Genomic DNA, 18787 nt, shown 5'->3' on the forward strand with positions numbered 1-18787 from the left:
AGCAGCCTCGGCTACCTCAGCCCCGCCGAGTACGAGACCGCACTCGCAGCCTGACCACCACACCAATGGTGTCCGTCAAAGCGGAACAAGCTCACTCGGGTGTTCTGCAGCTCTGTGACGTAACTTCGGAATTCTCGAAGCGTTCTCACTCCGTCCGACCGATCAGCGGTCGGACTGAAGGTGAGGAGGTTCGGGTTGGCGCTGGCAGTCGTACGCGACTGCGCGAGGCGGAGCAGGCATCGCAGTGAAACCCACTCGACCTACTCAACCCAAGGCCGTACTCCCGCTTCAAAGCGCGTGCGCCCGCCCCCACGATATGGGGGCGGGCGCACGCGCGTTCTTCACTCTGGCACGGCCCGGGGATCCCCGGGCCGGATCATGGGCCAGCCCAGAGGAGAGATCAGGCCCCTGCCGGCGGACCCGTGCGCGGCGCGCAGGCCTGCCGCGGCCGTCAGTGGTCGTTGACGAAGCTGACGGAGTACGAGCCGTTACCGCCCTCCCCCTCGTAGGTGAGGCCGATACGCATTCCCTCGTCCGGGTTGTACTGGCTGCCGTCACTGGCCCGCCGGGTGGCGCAGCTGCCCTTGCCGCCGCTGGCCGTGACCTTGTAGCCCGAGCGGTTTTGGGTGAGGTCGTCGACGGTCACCCAGGCCGAGTGGCCGTTCGTGGACGTGTCGCACACCGAGATGATGTCCCCGTGTTCCTCCACGTAGACCCTGACACCCCTGCCGGAGTACGTGTGGTCCCAGCCGCTGCTGGGCGCTTCGACGGCGCCGGCGGACGGCGCAGTGACCGTGGTCAGCCCGGTCAGGGCGGCGGCACCGAGCAGGGCGGCGGCGGTGCGGCGGCCAAGACGGGCGCGCTTGGCGACGGTGGAGAGTGTGGTGATGTGAGACATGAAGCCTTCTCGGATCGGTGACGTGATGAAGTGATCACTCTATGAGCTGAGCGACGTCGATGTTGCACGAAGGAAGCTGGCTCTGCCTCAGCAGGCCCCGGCCCGCGAGACGGCGCGGGCTGGGGTCAGGTCCCCGAAGTGCCCCAAGGCCGACCCTTGCCTTTCTGAGCAACCGGCACAGGCAACACCGGTGCTCCACCTGCGAATCCAAGGCGCCTCGTGCGGTAGCTCTCTCGACACATAAGCGGAACCATCGCTACCGCCAACCACGGTTCCATTGTTCCAAGCGCCGCCAATTGCATCGGATGCGAACTGGCGACAGTTGGTGTGTCGGCGCCAGCGGAGGCGGATGACACCTCGCTGAACAGGGACGTCCGGCTCTGGCGCGTTGCGCGACCGTAGCGGCTGGCGAGGCTTGATGGCCAGCTGCCGTCACTCGTCCGGATGGATGGCCTGCGGTTTCGCCGTCGACTCGCATCCGATGCGGTTTTCTCGCATTGGATGCGAGCTACGGAGAGTGGTGGACGGTGCGGAAGATTTCAAGTCCAGTGAGACGGTTGTGACGCTATGAGGTTTGTGGTGCGGGTTCCCTGCGTTTGGCCGGGTCGTTGATCCAGGCCGTCTGGGGTATCTCGGGTGGTCTGGGGCGGCGGCCGAAGCGTTCGGGGTGGCGGGCGTATGCCTCGGCGAGGGTGACCGCGCGCTGGTCGCGGACCTCCTCGGCGGTCCCGAAGTGGACGGAGGCGGGTGTGTGCCAGCCGATACCCGAGTGCCGGTGCTCATGGTTGTAATACGCGATGAACGCGTCGAACCACTCGCGGGCGTGGGCCAGCGAATCGAACCGTTCGGGATAGTCCGACATGTACTTCGTGGTCTTGAACTGGGCCTCGCTGTAAGGGTTGTCGTTGGAGACCTTCGGCCTCGAGTGCGACCGCGTCACCCCCAGATCGATCAGTAGTTGGGAGACCTTCTTCGACGTCATCGAGGTGCCGCGGTCCGCGTGCACGGTCTGGGGCACGATGCCGTTGCGAGCGATGGTCTCGCGGATCAACTCCTCGGCCCGCACAGCTGATTCGGCTCGCTCGACGGTGTGGCCGACGATGTACCAGCTGAAGATGTCGATGATCACGTAGGCGTGATACCAGACGCCCTTGACCGGCCCGGCCGCCTTCGTGATGTCCCAGGTGAACACCTGCGAGGGCCCGGTGGCGACCAGCTCGGGCACCGCCTTGGTCGGATGGGTGGCCTGCCGCCGGCGCTCACCGGACTGATCCTGCTCGCGCAGGATCCGGTACATCGTCGAGACGGAACAGTGATAGCGCCCGGCATCCAGCTCGCGGGCCCAGATCTGCGCGGGCGCCAGCTCGGCGTACTCGTCGCCGTTCATCAACTCGAGTACCGCAGACCGCTCTTCGGCCGTCAGGGCCGACGGCTGCACCTGCGGGGCACGTGTTCTGCGCGGTGGTGCCGGCCGGAGCCGGCGGTAGTGCGTGGCGCGGGAGCGGCCGGTCAGCCGGCAGGCGGCCGTGATGCCCAGCTGAGCCTCGACGCCGGTAAACGCCTCGTCCACGACAGGGTCGGCGGCAGGCTTCAGTCCGCGCTCTCGGAGATCATTTCCAAGAGCGCAGAGGCTTTTCCCATCACCTCGAGTGCGGCCTTGTTCCGTGCCAGGTCCTTCTGCAGCCGCTCCACCTGTTGTCGCAGCTTTTCGTTCTCCACCTCCGCGGCGGACTTCTTCGCCCGGGCGGGACTGGTCCGGCGGTCGATCAGGTTTTCCAGGGCCCCGGCGTCCCGGGCGGCCGCCACTCCTTGACGTGCGAGTGGTAGAGCCGTTCCCGGCGCAGCACCGCACCCTTCTCGTTCCTGGGCGCGGAGTCGTACTCGGCGACGATCCGCAGTTTGTACTCCGAGGTGAAAGTGCGGCGCTTCGGCCTCGGCGCCGGGTCGAACCCGACGGGCTCTGTACTGGGCATAAGGGACGGTTCTCCTGTCGTGCCCTCTCAGGCTAACCCCGCAGAACGGGATGTCTCACCCAAGGCTGACAGAGAGGGGTCGGAGACGGATCTGTACCTGTTCTTGCCCACTTGAGGTCCATGCTGCTGGGCGCGAGCCAGCCTCGTCTTGTCAACAGGACTCTGAGGTCCGGGCCTACACAAAGGCTCGGCTCGCGCCCTGAAGATCAGCTCCCGCCGACCTTCGCTTCCCATTAGGCCTACACATCCCGGAGGAATCGCCGCTACCTACGACGACGCGGAATCCCACACACCATCCCGGAACGCCTCGACCAGCTAAGACACCGGCAGAACCGAGGATCCCGCGGCGGCCGGCCCACCGGATTCGACAGCGAGCGCTACAAGAAACGCAACACAGTCGAACGCACCATCAACCGCCTGAAGGGCTTCCGCGCCGTCGCCACCCGTTACGAGAAACGCGCCTACATCTACCTCGGCACCGTCACCCTCGCAGCCCTCATGATCTGGCTCCGAACATGATCCGAGAAACAGTGCCTAGTGCGACACGTCACTGGTGCGGGTCCAGGAGCGCGCGAACCTGCCCGCATTTGAGTCCGATCGGCTCGCCCAGTGCGCGCGGCTCCTGCGCGCCCGGATGCTCGACGAAGCAGACAGTGCAACCGCGCGCGGTAAGCAGTGGTCGGCCACTATCGGCCCTCTCGGCATGACGCTCACCCCGACCGGCTGAAAGCCGGTGGCACAGAAGACGCGAAGAGCTCGCGACCGACGGCAACCGCCAACCCGTGGGCAAGCCTGCCACCGGCCCCCTGGGCAAGCCTGCAAGTAATGGTTTCCTGGCGTCTGGAAAGAGGCTGTGGTGGTGTCGCTTCTGGCCCCTGACGTCGCCGCTTACGTGGGTAGCTTCCGATCATGGCGATTGGCCCGGAATCGGAATGGCCGGCCCGGCCTGAGGTGTCTCTGGCGCATCCCGAGATCACCTATATAGGGTGCGCCCGGTGCAGGACAGAGATTGCGGGTCTCGATGGCCGGTGCGCGTGTGCGGGTTGCGGCTGGGTCAATGACTGGTCCGAAGGCCGTCCGCTCCCCGAGATCGGGCGCCCGGCATGAACTTCCCTCCGGCGCACAGCAGCGCCGGCGGCGCTGCGCTGGGCCCTTGAGTGACGCGTCGGCCGTTGGCCCGCCGCGCTTGCGGCCTGACCGGGAGTAGCGGCTACCGCCGCTGTATCCGCTGTCGCAGGACATTCCGGAGCCCGCCGTTGCACTTGGTTCGGTGCAACGGCGGTCTCTTCGGCAGGGTTGTTGCTACAGCTCCCGCTCGATCTGGTTCTCGCTGATCTTCTCTTCGCGCTGGGTCTTGTCGTTCTGGACGGCGTAGCGAACCTGCGGCCCGCTGGTCTCAGCCTTCCGGATCTCGCCCTGCTGGAGCTGGTCTTGTCGGTCCCGGTACTCCACGTGCTGTCCCGTGCGGTAGGCCATGGGAACCTCCAAGTCTCGTGTAGGTCGGCGGAGGGCCGGCCCTGCTCGCTCGGCAGGTGACACACCTGACGCCCGCGTCCTGTCACTGGTCTGACAGCCCACCCCCCACTCCGCGCTACAGCAATCACTACGGGCCGAATGGAGGGACGCCTCACTCGCCGCAGCGCGACGTCACCTGGAGCTTCCTCTACGAGGGGCCGCTTCCGTTACAGGCGGAGGACGACCAGGGCGGTGTCATCGGTGATGCCGGCAGGTGGGATCAGGTCGGCCATGAGGGCGTCGGCGAGGGTTTCGGGGTCGGCGCCCTGGTGGCGGGTGAGGGAGTCGGCGAGCCGGGCCAGGCCGGCGTCGATGTCCTCGTGGCGGCGTTCGATCAGTCCGTCGGTGCACAGAACGAGGGTTGCCCCCTCGGCGAACGTGGTCTCGGCCTGGGGGCGAGGGGCGTGTTCGGGGCGGGCGCCGAGCGGGGGGTCGGTGGCCTGGTCGAGGAAGTCCACGGTGCCGTCGGGGTGCAGCAGAGCCGGTGGAAGGTGGCCGGCGCTGCTGTAGGCGATGGTGCGCTTGGCGCTGTCGATGACGGCCAGGACGGCCGTGGTCGATTCCGCGCCGTCGACCGAGCGGGCGTACAGGCCGAGGGCTTCCAGGGCCTGGGCGGGGCCGTCGGCGACGCGGGAAGCGCCGCTGAGGGCGCTGCGCAGCTGCCCCATGACGCCGGCGGCGGCCAGGCCGCAGCCGACGACGTCCCCGACGGCCACCGCGATGCGGTCGCCAGGCAGGTCGACGAGGTCGTACCAGTCACCGCACACGTTCAAGCCCTCGACCGCCGGGCGGTAGCGCACTGCTGCACGGTGATGCCTCAAACATCCGGGGGCCGGCAGCATTGCCTCCTGCAGGCGAAGGGCGACTTCGCGTTCGCGGGCGTGGGCCTCGCGCAGCCGCTCGTTGACCTCCTGCAGTTCCCGCGCCCGGGTGAACAGCTCGGCCTGCAGCCTCGTCGCCCGATCCTCCGTGCCTCGGCCACTGCGTGCGCGGATCAGCTCGGTGATGTCCTCTTCCCGGTGCAGCAGCAGCATCACCCGCCCGTCCGGGCCCAAGACGGGGACGTTGACCGGACTCCAGTAGCGCTCCTCCCACACCCCGGGCCGATCCGGGCGCTCCACGTCGTAGCGGTGCAGAGTCATGGCATCGCGCTCCCCGGTGGCGGCCACCCACCGCAGCGAGTCCTGCAGCTTGCGCATGCCGGACACGGCAGGGTCCTTGGGGTCGTCAGGGAAGGCAGCCCACAGGTAGCGGCCTACCACCTGCTCACGGCTACGCCCCATGCTGCTCAGGAACGCCTCATTGACGTCGGCATACACCAGGTCCGTAGTGAACAGGGCCACCGCGCTCGGCAGCGCCTGAAATACCGCCTCGTAGTCGATCCCCGATGCGTTCACCATGCCAACGCTATGCCGATCACGTGCTCTTTCACGACAAGCACCGGCGGTGCTGCGCGCGGTCACGCCCCCTGGCTGCCTGTGGGCAAGCCTCCTGGAGCAGGCGCAGGAGGAGGCGGGTGTCCCGCCGGGTGTATGGATGGGCCGGGCGCTGCCGGCGGTCGGCCTGGTGGCCGGGGTTCGGGTCACCGAGGGGCAGATGCGGAACCTGTTCGGCGAAGGCCTCCACCCGGACGCGGACCGCATCGTCGCCGACCGCCTCGCTGCCGGCGACAGTCCCGCAGCGGCCGCCCGGGCGTCCCGGCTCGACTACGGGTGCAGAAGTGGTCCAGCAACGACCTCGTTCTCCGCCCGCCCGGCAGCGTCCAGGTCCTGTGGGCGCTGGGCACACCGCCGGTCCGGCAGCTCATCGAGGACCTGCACGGATCGGCGTCGCCGTCTGAACGGGTGGTGATCCAGCGAGCGGCCTGTGGCGGTGTCCGGCACCGGATTGCTGAGGGCGGTGGAATGGTCGGTATGCGGAAAAGCTGGGTGTATCAGTTCCGGGGTGGCCCGGAGTGCGAGGTCGTCGAGATCCTGGCCGAACAGGAGGGGAGGCCCCGGCAGATCCTGGTCCGGCAGTGCCCCGATGGCGACGGCCTGGTGGATGGATACGTCCTGCAGCACGTCGACGCGCCGACGCGGGCTGCTGTCTATACCTGGGTGAGGCGCGGCGAACTCGATCCGGTTGCCGCTTACCTGCTGGAGCTTCTGGCCGAGGTCTGCCCGAAGGAGAGTGCCTGGTAGATCTGCGACGAACGGGTGGATGGCACCGCTCGGGGACTCGGATGCGGCAGGTGAGGAACATGATCGTGGAGACAGCGGAGCTGGAGAGCAAGGTTCACGTCCTGGACGGCCCTGGCCGTCCGGGAGCCAACGTTGCCGGCGCGCAGGCCACGCAGTCCGTTGCCCACAGCGGCACCTGGTCCGTGATGGCCGTCGCGCCGTAGCCCTGGTCGTCGGCATCTTCCTGGGCATGGCCATCGCCAAGAGCTGACCCGGCCCCGGGGCGGGGTTCGCCGACGGCCGCATCCGGCGTCGGCGGGCCCCGACGGCCGGCACCAGGACTGCCCTATTTTGCCTATTTTTATGTCAGTTTTAGGCTAGGTGTCGGGTAAACAGCTCTCTCTCGGAGGCCATCATGGCGTCAACCCATCGCGCACCCATCGAGGAGCACCCCGACCTGGTGGAACTGCGCGCCCGGCACGAGCGCGCCGCCGCCACCCCACGAGCCCAGATGATCGAGGCCCTGGCCCTCATCACCGGCCTCTACCTCGCGGCATCTCCCTGGATAGCCGGCTTCAACGGCTTCACCACCCTGGCCGTCACCAACCTGATCGCCGGCATCGCGTACATGCTGCTCCTCGGCGGTCTGGGCACCTCCTACGAGCGCACGCACTCCATGGCCTGGGCTGCTGCAGCCATTGGCATCTGGACCTGCGTCGCCCCCTGGGTCGTTGCCGGCGACGTCGCGCACACTCGCTCCATCACCAGCAATCTCATCACCGGCGTCATCGCGACCCTCCTCGCCCTCGCCGCCGCCTCCGCGGCCCGCGACCGCACCGACAATCGCGGCACCCGCCCCGGCGTACGGGAGCGCCGCACCATGCCCGGCGACCGCTGACACCGCTACCGCCGCACCTCGCAATCCCGCAGGGCGTCGGGCGCCATCACGCCGTCCCTTCCAGGTCCTCCCTCTGCGACCAGGCAGCTGAGGCAGCCATCACCTGCGACCCGCGGTGCTTCGCTGAAGACGCCCTGGCGCGATGCGTCGTGGATCAAGCGGCGCCCGTTCAGTCAAGGGCGCCCAGGGCCACTTCGACGGCCCCCATCAGCGAGGGCCGGTCCGGATCGATGACACCCATCACCTTCAGTCCCTGCATGGTTACGAGGAGGAATCGGGCCAGGTCCCGGGGGTTGCGGGCGGCGGGCAGCTCCCCACTTGCCTGCGCTTCCGCGATGAGCTCGCAGAGCGCGTCCTCCAGCGAGGCGGTCGTCGAGCGCACGTGCGCGGCGGCCTTGGGGTCGTGTGCGATGCGCTCCGTCGTGGCGCCGACGATCAGGCAGGCCTGCCGGCTCCCGTCGCGCACGATCGCGTCCACGGTCCCGACCAGGACCTCGCGCAGCAGCTCGCGAGCCGGTGCCCCACCGCGCAGGAGCTCGACCAGAGGTAGCGCATATCGTTCGCGGTACCTGTCCATGGCCGCCAGGTACAGCCCCTCCTTGCTGCCGAACGCGGCATACAGCGATCCGCGGCCCAAGCCGGTGGCACTCACCAGGTCCTGAACCGACGTTCCCTCGTAGCCCCTGCGACGGAAGGCGTTCATCGCCGCCTCCACCGCCGCCTCCGTGTCGAATTCCCTGATGCGTGCCATGAACCGAAGCCTATCAGGAACGTACAGTACAAATTTTACTTCCATATGAGACAGGCAAACAGATGTTTTTTTTGACTGATCGTTCCACATAGGGTTCACTGAAGGACGGCGCCCGATCGCCTCCCGGCAGCGGCGCTCCTTGGGTCAGCGTCCGGCGCTCACAACGCAGGCCTGGAACTCAATGGCCGGACAAGACCTGCCGCGCCCGCCCCCGAGGCGCGGAGCCGAAAGGAAGACACCATGGACGAACAGGAATCCCGTAAGCCCTCCGCGTGGCGCTCCCGCGTGGCCGGCGCGGCCGCGGCGGCCACGCTGCTGGTCGGCGGCGGCGCAGGAGCGGCGGCCTGGGCCTCCCAGCCCGCGTCCGCCGAGGCGCACTCCCGTACCGCGTCGAACGCAGCCAGTGTGCAGCGACTGGCCGACATCGAGGACATCCGGCAGCTGAAGGCGCGTTACTTCCGGTCCATCGACAGCAAGCAGTGGTCGAAGCTGGCCACGCTCTTCACCGCCCACCCCACGATCGACGTCGGCGCCAAGTACAGCAGCGGCAAGGAGCTCGCCGAGAAGACGGCGGCGCTGCTCGGCGACGCCCCCAGCGCCCACCAGGGCTTCCTCCCGGAGATTCAGGTGCACGGCAACCGCGCCTCGGCAATCTGGGCGATGGAGGACTACGTGAGCTTCCCGGCCGGCTCCAGCTACAAGAACGGCTTCCACGGCTACGGCGAGTACCACGACACGTACAAGCGGATCAACGGTCACTGGTACATCGACAGAACCGTGCTGTCCCGGTTCCGGGTGGACACCGTCCCCAACTGGACCCCGTCCTCCGTGCCGAAGAAGTAACAACAAGACAGACATACCCTCATGAGCCCGTCAGGGCCCCTATTCGCAGGAGTGACAACATGAACACCATCGGTGTCGGCATCATCGGCGGCAGCCAGGGAGGATGGGCCTCCATCAGCCACATCCCCGCCCTGAAGGCACTGCCGGACTTCGAACTGCGCGCCGTCAGCACCTCGCGCCAGGAATCCGCGAACGCTGCCGGGAAGGAGTTCGGGGTCGAGGCCGCCTTCGACAACCACGCAGACCTCCTCGCCCATCCCGGGGTCGACGTCGTCGTGGTCGCGGTCAAGGTCCCCCACCACCGCGAGCTGATCTCGGCGGCGATCAACGCCGGCAAGACGGTCTACGCCGAATGGCCACTCGCCCTGAACCTGGCCGAGGCCACCGAGCTGACCCGGCGCGCCGAGGCTGCGGGGGTACGCACCGCCATCGGCCTGCAGGGCCGCTACCACCCCGAACTCCGCTACGCGCGCCGCCTGGTCGAGGACGGCCGGATCGGTCGAGTCCTGGGCACCAGCATGGTGGCCTCCGGCATGGTCTGGGGCGGGGAGACCACTCGGGCCCATGCGTACTGGTACGACCGGACGCAGGGCGCCACTCCGCTGACCGGCGCCGCCCTCCACGCCATCGACGCGCTCAACGTCACGCTCGGCCAGTTCGGCCACTTGTCGGCCGACCTCGTCCTGGGCCGCACGCAGGTCACCGTGACCGACGACGGCAACACCGTCGTCCCGGTGACCGCCCCGGACCAGATCTCCCTCATCGGCACCCTCGACAGCGGTGCCGCGGCGTCCGTCTTCTACCGCGGCGGCACCTCCCGCGGTGACAACTTCCGCTGGGAGATCAACGGCACCGACGGGGACCTGGTCCTGACCGCCCCGTGGGGCAACCTTCAGGTCACCGACCTCACGATCCAGGCCGGCTTCGGCACGGACGCGGCCGTCTCCCCCCTCGAGGTGCCCGCCGCGTACTCGGCCGACATCCCCGCAGGCCTCACCGGCCCGGCCAGGAACGTCGCCGCGCTCTACACGCACCTGGGACGGGACTTGCGCGAAGGGACCCGCACGGTCCCCGACTTCGCCTACGCCCACACGCGCCACCAGCTCCTGAACGCCATCGACCGCTCATCCGCCGAAGGCGCCGCACAGACCCTGGACTGACCTGCCCGACCCGGCCTGATGCCGGTGAGAACAGCCGTGTGCACCCGGCCACCCCCATGCCCCGAATCTGTAACGAACGGTCAAAATTGCGAGGGATCATGAAGACAGTAGGCGTAACCCGATTCGGGGGGCCGGAAGCCCTGCGGGTCTTGGAAGTGCCCGAGCCCCACGCCGGTCCCGGTCAGGTGCGCGTCCGGGTGCACGCCGCATCGGTGAATCCCGGCGACAGGTATCTGCGTAACGGTTCACTCGGCCTCATCTCCCCTGCACCCCCGTACGTCCCGGGCATGGAAGCCGCCGGAGTGTTGGATGAGATCGGGGCGGGCGCGGTCACCGATCTGCGCATCGGGGACCGGGTGATGGCGATGACCATGCCGACCGAGCCCGGCGGCGGCGCCTATGCGCAGTACCTGACCCTGCCCGCGCAACGGGTGACCCGCGCACCCGAGGGAACGAGCCATGCCGAGGCAGCGACGCTGCCCATGAACGGACTGACCGCCCGGCGGGCCCTTGACCTGCTCGGCCTGTCCGCCGGGCAGAGCGTCGCGGTCACCGGTGGTGCGGGAGTGGTCGGCGGACTCGTGATCCAGATGGCCAGGGCCGAGGGGATCACAGTGGTGGCGGAGGCGTCGCCGACGGACGAGGAGCTCGTACGTTCGCTGGGGGCCGACCTCGTAGTACCCCGTGGCCCCGGCGTGGCCCGGCGCATTCTCGACGCCGTGCCAGAGGGCGTGGACGCACTGGTGGACGCGGCCGTCATTGGCTCCTCGGCGGTGGCCGGGGCCGTCCGCGACGGCGGCGTCATCGTCACGCTCCTCGGCGAGGGTCCCCGCGCTCTTCGCCCCGCCGATCTGCGACGCCGATCCCTGCGCACCTACATGGTGTTCGTTCCGGATTACCTCGACGACCGCGCCCGGCTGGAGCGCCTGCGCTCTCAGGCCGAAGCAGGCGAACTCACCTTGCGCGTCGCCCGCGTCCTGCCGGCGGAACAGGCCGCCGAAGCCCACCGTCTCCTCGAGGCCGGCGGTGTCCGCGGCCGACTCGTCCTGGAGTTCTGACCCTCCCAGCACCAGTACCAGCACCACATCAACCAACTGCTGAGGACCTCTTCCTTCATGTCTGCGACATCCACACATCTGCATCCGCGCCGCTGGGCTGCACTGCTGTTCATATCCATCGCCCAGCTGATGGTCTTCCTGGACAGCGCGGTCATGAACATCGCGCTGCCCTCCGCCCAGGACGCCCTGCACTTCTCCGACGGCGGCCGCCAGTGGGTCATCACCGCCTACGGCCTGGCCTTCGGCGGACTGCTCATCCTCGGCGGGCGCCTGAGCGACCTCCTGGGCCGCAAGCGGACCTTCACCATCGGCCTGGTCGGCTTCGCCCTGGCCTCCGCACTGGGCGGAGCCGCCACGAACCTGGGCATTCTCCTGACCGCGCGCACCGGGCAGGGCGTCTTCGGTGCCCTGCTGGCGCCCTCTGCACTGGCCCTGATCTCGCTGACCTTCACCAACCCCAAGGAACGCGCCAAGGCCTTCGGTATCTTCGGCCATCGCCACCGCCGGCGGCGCCCTCGGCCTGCTGCTCGGCGGGGTGCTCACCCAGTACCTGAACTGGCGCTGGTCGATGCTGGTCAACATCCCGATTGCCGCCATCGGCATCATCGGCGCAATCACTGTGGTCCACGACATCCCCACCGAGGGCAAGCGCACCCGCCTGGACATACCCGGCGCGATCCTCGCGACTTTGGGCCTGGTCGCCCTGGTCTTCGGCTTCGCCGAGGCAGAGAGCCGCGGCTGGGACTCCGGCCTCACCATCACGATGCTCATCGCAAGCGTGATCCTCCTGCTGGCCTTCGTCATCCTGGAGCGCAAGCTCACATCGCCGCTGCTGCCACTGCACATCCTGACGGAACGCAACCGGGCCGGCGCCTACCTCTCAGTGGGCCTTGCCGTGATCAGCATGTTCGGCATGTTCCTGTTCCTCAGCTACTACCTGCAGCTGGTCAAGGGCTACTCCCCGATCGAAACCGGTATGGCGTTCCTGCCGCTGGCTGCCGCCCAGGCCTTCGGCTCCATGGTCATCGGCACGCGACTCACCGGCAGGATGCGCCCCGGCCTGCTGATGAGCGGCGGTTACCTCGTCACCGCAGTCGGCGTGCTCCTGCTGGTCCTACTACGGGAAGACAGCCCCTACAGCCTGCTCGCCGTCGCCGAGATCATCACCGGCCTGGGCATCGGCACCGCCTTCATGCCCTCCATGAGCCTGGGCACCCACGGAGTCCAGCCCGAGTACGCCGGTGTCGCCTCCGCGATGGTCGGCGCCTCTCAGCAGGTCGGCGGTTCGGTCGGCACCGCGCTGCTGAACACCATCGCGGCCAGCTCCACCGCCACCTACCTGCTCTCCCGCGCACAGGGCAAGGTCAACACCAACGCCGCGCTGGTGCACGGATTCTCCACGGCCTACTGGTGGGCGGTCGGCTTCCTCGTCCTGTCCGCGCTGATCTCTCTCCTCGCGGTCAACGCACCCCATCCCAGCCACCACACCCCTGAATCCTCCAAGGTCCCCGAGATGGCGATCTGACCCTCCTCAAGATCGAGTACTGGCGGACCAGGTGCTGGCGAAAGACCGAGGCCAGCAATCCTGGAACAGGTAGCCGAGATCGGCCTTCCCCGCGGCAGCCGGGCGACGGTGCTCCGTTGCTCTCCTGAGCAGGATCTGGCCGATCATCGCCCCCGCCGAGATCAACGACGAAACTCCCGGGCCACCGCTCGGGCGCCCCGGGCATCTCGCGCTCAAGCTCGTCACGTGGGCGAGGGTCGGCTTCCTCTTCGGCGTCGTCCAGGCCGTCGTCGATGTCCCAGCCGTCGGCGTCCTCGAGCGGTTCGACGAAGGAGCCAGACGACCCGGACGAGGCCCCCGGCGCGGTCGGCAGCACAAAGGGCTGCTGCGGCGCGACCTCGTGTCGCACCTGCACGCAGAAAGTGCCTTCCGCTTGGACCGACAGAACCCCTCGACAAGGTTCATCGTCCCAGCTCAGAAGGCACTTTCGTGTTTCCGCCCCGCTTTTGGCCTCATCCCAACCGAAACGGCGAGGCTAGGCTCAATACCGGTAACTTAGCGCTTTGGTGTGCGTTTGACCCGTTTGGGTTTGGTGGCGCCAACGAGGGTGATGGCCGCGGTGGGCGGGCGGTCTGCAGCCCGGTGTGCGGCGCGTTTGAGGGGCCAGCTGGCGACTTTGCGTTTGATGACGCGGGGGTTGGCCCGGTGGCGTCGTGGTGGCAGGGGGCGTTCGAGGAGTTCAGCGTGGGCGGCTTTGACCGCGCGCGAGTCTGCCGGGGGGAAAACGCCGCCTGGTCGGTGACCTGGCGGCGCACGACGCGCAGTGAGCGGGTGAAGGAGATCCGGTCGGGGTCCTGGTCGGCTTGTCGTGCGGCCTGGTGCATCAGGTGCCGGATGGCGTGATGGACGAGCAGGAAGCCGTAGAGTTCCTGCTCGGCTCCCTCGGGGTGTTGCGATCGCAGTACCAGGTGGGGACCGCCGAGGTGGGTCTTGATTTCGTCGAGGGTGGACTCGAACTCCCATCGCTGGGCGTAGAGGGCGGCCAGTTCCGCGGCCGGGGCCTCGTCCAAGTCGAGGATCGTGGTGATGAGCCGGTAGGCGCCCTCGTGGCCGGCGATGGTGTACTCCACCGCCCGTACCGGCACCCCACGGCGGGTGTGGTGGATGTCGCTCCGGTCGAAGATCTCGGTGAGGTAGGAGCCGTCCGGCAGCTGCTCGACCACGGGCAGCACCAGGTCTTTGCGGACCCGCCACAGCAGGTCCGCCCCGGTCGCGGCGGCCGTGCGCCACAGATCCACGCTACAGAAGCCACGGTCGGCCAGCAGTAGCATCCCCGGCCGCAGGGATGGCAGAACCATGCGGGCCAGGGCCTGCTCTCCGATGCGCAGAGCACCGATCGCAGCGTCGAAGACGGCATGGGTGCCGCACTCCACCAGACCGACCATGCGGATCTGCGGGTAGCCGACGTCCTGTTCACCCCGCCCGGAGCGCGGCGGACGGCCGAACGCCTCCACGTTCGCCTTCGTATCGGCCAGGTCGAACGTCGTACCGTCGATCGCGGTCAGCCGCCATTCTCGGTAGAAAGCACCCTGAGTACCCGGTGTGGCCACCGGCCGGCACACCCGCACGAACAACTGCCGCAGCGGCGCCACGCCCAACCGTGACCTGGCTTTCCAGATCGCCGCCGAACTCGGCACCACCCACGACGCACGCCAGCGCCGCGCACCCTGCAGACCCGCGGTCAGCAGCCGGGCGACCTCCTCGTAGCTCTGCCCCGAGAACAGGCACATCGCCAACACGAAGTAGACCACCAACCGGGCCGGCAACAGCCGGTTCCGCTGCTGTATCCGGCCCGTCTCCGCCAACACCTCGTCCACAAGCCCCGGAGGAAACGCCTGTGTCAACACCCCGACCGCAACCCGGTCCGACAGACGCTCACCAGAAGACTTCAGCTGACCCGCTCTCGGCATATCAACAACAACGACCAAATTGCACCTAAGTTACCGGTATTGAGGCTAGGCTAGGCCGTGTATCGAAAGTCGATCAAGGCGCTGTTTGGCTCATCGCTTCTCTTGTGGTGAGTTGAGCCAACGATCGTCCTGAAACTGGGCCGGAACTTCGTCTTCCCATGGATCGATCCCGCGACTTTCCACTTCTTCGAACCACCGGTCCCGTTGCGAATCGGGGAGACGCTGCCCGCACCACGGGCAGAATGCGATGCCGATCCTTGAAGTGCCCCCGTCGTGGATGAACAGCCCGTACTCCTGGAACTTGGCGGTGAACCCGACCAGGGCGTCCGGACAGCTGAAGGGGTCATCGTGCTGGTCACAGTGCCAGTTCACCTGGCTCGTCATCTCTTCGCAGCAGTGGTGGGTCATGGGCCCAGTCTTTCGCGATCAGCACCCCGATCGGAAGCTGATCACGGTCTGGGATGATCACCAAGTGGGACGTGGAGATCTGACGGACGCGCAATGGGCCCGCCTGAAACCGTTGTTGCCGGTGGGTAGGAAGCGGGGCCGGCCGCTGATATGGACCAGGCGGCAGTTGATCGACGGCATACGGTGGCGGACCCGGACCGGGACGCCGTGGCGGGATGTACCGGAACGGTACGGTCCCTGGGGGCGGGTGTACGACTTGTTCCGCCGCTGGCAGCGGGACGGCACCTGGAAGCGGATCTTCGCCGAGTTGCAGGCCCAGGCCGACGCGAAGTAACTGATCACCTGGGATATCAACGTCGACTCCACCGTGTGCCGAGCCCACCAGCACGCCGCCGGGGCACGGAAAAAGGGGACCTGCAGGTCGAACCGCCCGGCGGCGTAGACACCGAGCCGGAGGACCACGGACTCGGGCGCTCGCGCGGTGGCCTGCTGGCGGTCGAGCAGGGCCAAAAGCCCATGTCAATCGGGATCACGGCAGGGCAGCGAGGGGACTCCCCGCAGTTTGAGACCGTGCTGAAGAAAATCCGGGTGCACCGGCCGGGGCCCGGCAGACCGCGTACCCGACCCGACCGGGTGCGGGCCGACAAGGCGTATGCCTCCCGCAGGAACCGCACTTACCTGCGGCGTCGCGGGATCCGCTGCACGATTCCGGACAAGGCCGACCACGTCCGCAACCGGAAGAAGCTCGGCACTCGCGGTGGTAGGCCTCCGAAGTTCGACAAGATCGACTACCGGGAGCGGCACGCGGTGGAGTGTGGCATCAATCGCCTCAAAAGGCATAGGGCGGTGGCCACTCGTTATGAGAAGCTCGCCGTCCGCTACGAGGGAACCGTCCTCGTCGCGGCCATCAACGAGTGGCTGTGACCAGCACATTCGATACACGCCCTAGTTCCCGACCGCTCCCGCACGACAGAGACCGGCCCCGATCCTTCGATCGGGGCCGGTCTCGGTGCGTCAACCGGCGACGGTGGTCAGGTTGCCGGGCACGTAGGATCCACCCTGGTTGTTGAGGATCACGCCGAGCCGGTTGGTCGCGTTGATCATGGCGACGAGGGAGACGAGAGCGATAGCCTGCTCCTCGTCGTAATGCTTGCGCACCCGGGCCCAGGTCTCGTCAGTGACCCCTGCATATCCGTCGATGATGCGCGTGCCCTCCTCGGTGAGGGCCAGCGCGGCCCGCTCGGCGTCGGTGAACACGGTGGAGTGCCGCCAGGTGGCGACGAGGCTGAGCCGGGCCGCGTCCTCGCCGGCCGCGGCGGCGTCCTTGCTGTGGATGTCGACGCAGAAGCCGCAGCCGTTGATCTGGCTGGCTCGCAGCTGCACCAACTCCTGGGTGGATTTGGGCAGCGGCGACTCCTGGATGACCTGGCTGACGGCGTAGATCCGCTTGCCGACCTTCGTGCCGAGCTCGGTGTCGAACAGGTTCATACGGGTTTCCATCGGGGCTTCCTCACTCGTGGAATCGTGTGGCTGATGCCCATGAGGCGCCGTTCGCCGCGCTCCTGTGACATGGGGCGGATGTGACGTGGGCCACGGGGCGCGGCTGTCACAGAACCGGGGTCAGCGGCGTCCCGTGTACAACACGCACCACAGGTAGCGAGACAGAAGTCAGGAGCTGACGATGGCGGACAGGGATGCCGGTCCCGATGCGGGGGCGGCCACGACCACGGTCACGGATAGCTTCGTCGCCCACCGCAATCTGCTGTTCACGGTGGCCTACGAGATGCTGGGCTCGGCGGCCGACGCCGAGGACGTCCTCCAGGAGACGTGGCTGCGCTGGTCGGGCGTCGAGCACACCACAGTCCGCGACCCGCGCGCCTTCCTGGTCCGCATCACCACCCGCCAGTCCCTGACCCGCCTTCGCACACTCCGCCGCCGCAGGGAGTCCTACGTCGGCCCGTGGCTGCCCGAGCCGCTGCTCATCGCGCCCGACGTGGCCGAGGACGTCGAGCTCGCAGACAGCGTCTCCATGGCGATGCTCCTCGTACTGGAGACCCTCACGCCGACCGAGCGTGCCGTGTTCGTGCTGCGGGACGTCTTCGACCTGGACTACGACGAGATCGCGCATGCCGTCGACAAGACCCCGCCCGCCGTCCGCCAGATCGCGCACCGCGCCCGCGCCCACGTCGCCGCGCGCCGCCCTCGCGAGACGGTCTCCCCGTCCCAGACCCGCGACGCGCTCGCCGCCTTCCAACAGGCGGTGGGAACAGGTGACTTGACCGGACTCCTCAACATGATCGCCCCGGACGTCGTCCTCCTGACAGATGGCGGCGGAGTCGTCCGGGCCGCCGTGGAACCGGTGGTGGGCGTGACCGACGTGACCGAGGTCCTGGCCAGGCTCAGCGGCGCCCTGCTGCAACCGACCCTGGTCAACGGCCACCCGGCCCTGATCATCCGCCGCGACGGCCGGATCGACACGATCGTGGCCCTCCGTCTGGACGGCGGCCTCATCACCGGCCTCTACGCCGTCCGCAATCCCGAGAAGCTGTCACGCATGAACCGCGAGACGGCGATGGGCCGCTGACGCCGGGACCGCCGCCTGGGTCGGCGCCGCAACGGGCGGTTCCGCCTCGTACGCGGCACCGGGCACATCCTCGACGTGCTCGATGTCCTCCACCGCGACCAGGTGGCGCTGCGCATCCACGACGGCGCGTTCTCCGCCATGGACCTCACCGCCCGCCACCCGCGCACCGGAGAGCTGCTGTCCACGGTGAAGTTCATGGTGCAGACCCTCGCCGGCGGCGGCGAACTCCAGCGCGACCTCCAGCGGGAACTGACCTACGACGGGTTGCGCGCCGCCGAGGCCAAGGGCGGCAAGGGCGGGCGCCGCCCCGCCGTCCCGGTCGCGAAGACCGACGCCGTCCGCACCGCGTACCTGGAAGGCCGCTCGATCGCCGCCCTCGCCCGCGACCACGACGTCAGCCGCGGCGCCATCCGTACCGCCGTCGCCGACCTCCTGCCCGAGTACACGGCCGCCGACCCGGACACCCCAACCCCGGAACTGCCCGTCGTGCTCGACATGCCGGGCAAGGTCGCAGACTTCCTCCGCACCACCGAGTTGGACGCCGCCGAGCGCGCTGCGCTCGACCAGGGCGTCACCGTACGGCGCGGTCAGGGCTACACCCTGCGCGTCAGCGCCGTCCCCGCCGTACACCGCCAGTTCCTCGCCCGCTGCCAGCCCCTCGACGGCGCCCAAGCCTTCCTGGCGGTCCCGGCTCAGCGCAAGGCCCGCCGAGAGTACGAGAACCGGGTCGGCATGCTCGCGCCGAACAGACCATGATCGTTCTCAGCGCCAACGGCTGTACCGATGTTCCCCGAGGCCGGGGACCAGGGGGCAGCGAATGGCGCTAAGCCGATCTCCGCAGCTAGCAGCCCTCCGTCTGCCTGTCTCAGAACGGCCTCGCAGAACTCGGCGGTTGTGAGAGTGACTCTCCGTGCGTAGGTCGCTCTCGACCTCAGGGCCGCAGAAGACGAAGTTGCCCGGAACGCATTGCGGACGCTGTTGGTCAATTCGGGCCCAGGTGCTTCGCCCCGTCGGATCCGACGGGGCGAAGTGCTGCGAAGTGACTGGTGCGGGTGCGGGCCCG

At 68.2% G+C, this 18787-nt stretch carries 17 protein-coding genes and 6 pseudogenes; 12 read left to right on the top strand and 11 right to left on the bottom strand.

What is annotated here, in order from left to right; all coding sequences use genetic code 11:
* Positions 1–451 precede the first annotated feature (451 nt).
* The 4 genes from ACIA8E_RS40270 to ACIA8E_RS40285 form a co-directional block, all read right to left on the bottom strand.
* Positions 452–898 carry a hypothetical protein gene (locus ACIA8E_RS40270; RefSeq protein WP_328884811.1) on the bottom strand — a complete coding sequence of 149 codons (447 nt, stop codon included), beginning with the start codon at positions 896–898 and terminating at the stop codon, positions 452–454.
* 565 nt (positions 899–1463) lie between these two features.
* Positions 1464–2468, bottom strand: coding sequence for an IS3 family transposase (locus ACIA8E_RS40275; RefSeq protein WP_399306767.1), 1005 nt, complete (start codon positions 2466–2468; stop codon positions 1464–1466).
* A 20-nt stretch (positions 2469–2488) separates the two neighbouring features.
* On the bottom strand, positions 2489–2704 hold the full coding sequence (locus ACIA8E_RS40280) for a hypothetical protein (RefSeq protein ID WP_399306770.1): 216 nt from the start codon (positions 2702–2704) through the stop codon (positions 2489–2491).
* Positions 2665–2871, bottom strand: coding sequence for a hypothetical protein (locus ACIA8E_RS40285; protein ID WP_399306773.1), 207 nt, complete (start codon positions 2869–2871; stop codon positions 2665–2667). Before ACIA8E_RS40285 ends, ACIA8E_RS40280 begins: the two co-directional genes overlap by 40 nt.
* Before the next feature lie 237 nt (positions 2872–3108).
* On the opposite strand from ACIA8E_RS40285, the pseudogene ACIA8E_RS40290 reads away from it, so the two are divergent.
* Positions 3109–3390 (top strand): annotated as a pseudogene (locus ACIA8E_RS40290) (transposase); the annotation flags it as partial.
* Positions 3391–4173: 783 nt separating this feature from the next.
* Here ACIA8E_RS40290 and ACIA8E_RS40295 read toward each other — a convergent pair.
* Both ACIA8E_RS40295 and ACIA8E_RS40300 read right to left on the bottom strand, forming a co-directional pair.
* The gene (locus ACIA8E_RS40295; RefSeq protein WP_399306776.1) at positions 4174–4347 is read right to left on the bottom strand and encodes a hypothetical protein; all 174 of its coding nucleotides are present in this window, start codon (positions 4345–4347) and stop codon (positions 4174–4176) included.
* A 206-nt stretch (positions 4348–4553) separates the two neighbouring features.
* A complete protein-coding gene (locus ACIA8E_RS40300; protein ID WP_399306779.1) occupies positions 4554–5786 on the bottom strand; it encodes a PP2C family protein-serine/threonine phosphatase in 1233 nt (410 codons plus the stop codon).
* A 136-nt stretch (positions 5787–5922) separates the two neighbouring features.
* Between ACIA8E_RS40300 and ACIA8E_RS40305 the strand changes: the two are divergent.
* From ACIA8E_RS40305 to ACIA8E_RS40320, 4 genes and pseudogenes are all read left to right on the top strand, one after another.
* Positions 5923–5982: pseudogene (locus tag ACIA8E_RS40305) on the top strand (hypothetical protein); the annotation flags it as partial.
* A gap of 116 nt (positions 5983–6098) precedes the next feature.
* The gene (locus ACIA8E_RS40310) at positions 6099–6569 is read left to right on the top strand and encodes a hypothetical protein (RefSeq protein ID WP_399306806.1); all 471 of its coding nucleotides are present in this window, start codon (positions 6099–6101) and stop codon (positions 6567–6569) included.
* 59 nt (positions 6570–6628) lie between these two features.
* Positions 6629–6772 (top strand): hypothetical protein, encoded by a 144-nt coding sequence (locus tag ACIA8E_RS40315; RefSeq protein WP_399306782.1) that lies wholly within the window; start codon positions 6629–6631, stop codon positions 6770–6772.
* A gap of 191 nt (positions 6773–6963) precedes the next feature.
* Positions 6964–7446, top strand: a complete 483-nt coding sequence (locus ACIA8E_RS40320; protein ID WP_399306783.1) for an SPW repeat protein — start codon at positions 6964–6966, stop codon at positions 7444–7446.
* 169 nt (positions 7447–7615) lie between these two features.
* Here ACIA8E_RS40320 and ACIA8E_RS40325 read toward each other — a convergent pair whose 3' ends face one another.
* Positions 7616–8197 (bottom strand): TetR/AcrR family transcriptional regulator, encoded by a 582-nt coding sequence (locus ACIA8E_RS40325; protein WP_399306786.1) that lies wholly within the window; start codon positions 8195–8197, stop codon positions 7616–7618.
* Between the two features lie 240 nt (positions 8198–8437).
* On the opposite strand from ACIA8E_RS40325, the gene ACIA8E_RS40330 reads away from it, so the two are divergent.
* The 4 genes and pseudogenes from ACIA8E_RS40330 to ACIA8E_RS40345 all read left to right on the top strand — a co-directional run bounded on the left by ACIA8E_RS40330 (position 8438) and on the right by ACIA8E_RS40345 (position 12783).
* Positions 8438–9040, top strand: a complete 603-nt coding sequence (locus ACIA8E_RS40330) for a nuclear transport factor 2 family protein (protein ID WP_399306789.1) — start codon at positions 8438–8440, stop codon at positions 9038–9040.
* A gap of 59 nt (positions 9041–9099) precedes the next feature.
* Positions 9100–10200: a Gfo/Idh/MocA family protein gene (locus ACIA8E_RS40335; RefSeq protein ID WP_399306792.1), complete on the top strand. Its 1101-nt coding sequence runs from the start codon at positions 9100–9102 to the stop codon at positions 10198–10200.
* 155 nt (positions 10201–10355) lie between these two features.
* Complete coding sequence (locus ACIA8E_RS40340) at positions 10356–11258, top strand: NADP-dependent oxidoreductase (RefSeq protein ID WP_399306795.1); 903 nt, start codon at positions 10356–10358, stop codon at positions 11256–11258.
* 57 nt (positions 11259–11315) lie between these two features.
* A pseudogene (locus tag ACIA8E_RS40345) lies at positions 11316–12783 on the top strand (MFS transporter).
* A gap of 21 nt (positions 12784–12804) precedes the next feature.
* On the opposite strand, the pseudogene ACIA8E_RS40350 reads toward ACIA8E_RS40345, so the two are convergent.
* From ACIA8E_RS40350 to ACIA8E_RS40360, 3 genes and pseudogenes are all read right to left on the bottom strand, one after another.
* A pseudogene (locus ACIA8E_RS40350) lies at positions 12805–13018 on the bottom strand (GNAT family N-acetyltransferase); the annotation flags it as partial.
* Between the two features lie 520 nt (positions 13019–13538).
* A pseudogene (locus ACIA8E_RS40355) lies at positions 13539–14732 on the bottom strand (IS4 family transposase); the annotation flags it as partial.
* 90 nt (positions 14733–14822) lie between these two features.
* Positions 14823–15140 (bottom strand): DUF6980 family protein, encoded by a 318-nt coding sequence (locus ACIA8E_RS40360; RefSeq protein WP_399306798.1) that lies wholly within the window; start codon positions 15138–15140, stop codon positions 14823–14825.
* Between the two features lie 64 nt (positions 15141–15204).
* Here ACIA8E_RS40360 and ACIA8E_RS40365 point away from each other — a divergent pair.
* Positions 15205–16064: pseudogene (locus ACIA8E_RS40365) on the top strand (IS5 family transposase).
* Between the two features lie 90 nt (positions 16065–16154).
* Here the strand turns inward: ACIA8E_RS40365 and ACIA8E_RS40370 are convergent.
* Positions 16155–16640 (bottom strand): carboxymuconolactone decarboxylase family protein, encoded by a 486-nt coding sequence (locus ACIA8E_RS40370; RefSeq protein WP_383245939.1) that lies wholly within the window; start codon positions 16638–16640, stop codon positions 16155–16157.
* A gap of 181 nt (positions 16641–16821) precedes the next feature.
* Here ACIA8E_RS40370 and ACIA8E_RS40375 point away from each other — a divergent pair, with 181 nt between their 5' ends.
* On the top strand, positions 16822–17724 hold the full coding sequence (locus ACIA8E_RS40375; protein ID WP_399306802.1) for an RNA polymerase sigma-70 factor: 903 nt from the start codon (positions 16822–16824) through the stop codon (positions 17722–17724).
* 75 nt (positions 17725–17799) lie between these two features.
* Positions 17800–18480 (top strand): hypothetical protein, encoded by a 681-nt coding sequence (locus tag ACIA8E_RS40380; protein ID WP_399306804.1) that lies wholly within the window; start codon positions 17800–17802, stop codon positions 18478–18480.
* Positions 18481–18787 lie beyond the last annotated feature (307 nt).

Source organism: Streptomyces sp. NPDC051664 (genome assembly GCF_044453545.1).
Classification (GTDB): Bacteria; Actinomycetota; Actinomycetes; order Streptomycetales; family Streptomycetaceae; genus Streptomyces.

Excerpts from the sequence above, each read along its gene's own strand:
- ACIA8E_RS40270 (WP_328884811.1), bottom strand. The coding sequence starts at position 898 with ATGTCTCACATCACCACACTCTCCACCGTCGCCAAGCGCGCCCGTCTT.
- ACIA8E_RS40285 (WP_399306773.1), bottom strand. The coding sequence starts at position 2,871 with ATGCCCAGTACAGAGCCCGTCGGGTTCGACCCGGCGCCGAGGCCGAAG.
- ACIA8E_RS40295 (WP_399306776.1), bottom strand. The coding sequence starts at position 4,347 with ATGGCCTACCGCACGGGACAGCACGTGGAGTACCGGGACCGACAAGAC.
- ACIA8E_RS40300 (WP_399306779.1), bottom strand. The coding sequence starts at position 5,786 with ATGGTGAACGCATCGGGGATCGACTACGAGGCGGTATTTCAGGCGCTG.
- ACIA8E_RS40315 (WP_399306782.1), top strand. The coding sequence starts at position 6,629 with ATGATCGTGGAGACAGCGGAGCTGGAGAGCAAGGTTCACGTCCTGGAC.
- ACIA8E_RS40320 (WP_399306783.1), top strand. The coding sequence starts at position 6,964 with ATGGCGTCAACCCATCGCGCACCCATCGAGGAGCACCCCGACCTGGTG.
- ACIA8E_RS40325 (WP_399306786.1), bottom strand. The coding sequence starts at position 8,197 with ATGGCACGCATCAGGGAATTCGACACGGAGGCGGCGGTGGAGGCGGCG.
- ACIA8E_RS40330 (WP_399306789.1), top strand. The coding sequence starts at position 8,438 with ATGGACGAACAGGAATCCCGTAAGCCCTCCGCGTGGCGCTCCCGCGTG.
- ACIA8E_RS40335 (WP_399306792.1), top strand. The coding sequence starts at position 9,100 with ATGAACACCATCGGTGTCGGCATCATCGGCGGCAGCCAGGGAGGATGG.
- ACIA8E_RS40360 (WP_399306798.1), bottom strand. The coding sequence starts at position 15,140 with ATGACCCACCACTGCTGCGAAGAGATGACGAGCCAGGTGAACTGGCAC.
- ACIA8E_RS40370 (WP_383245939.1), bottom strand. The coding sequence starts at position 16,640 with ATGGAAACCCGTATGAACCTGTTCGACACCGAGCTCGGCACGAAGGTC.
- ACIA8E_RS40375 (WP_399306802.1), top strand. The coding sequence starts at position 16,822 with ATGGCGGACAGGGATGCCGGTCCCGATGCGGGGGCGGCCACGACCACG.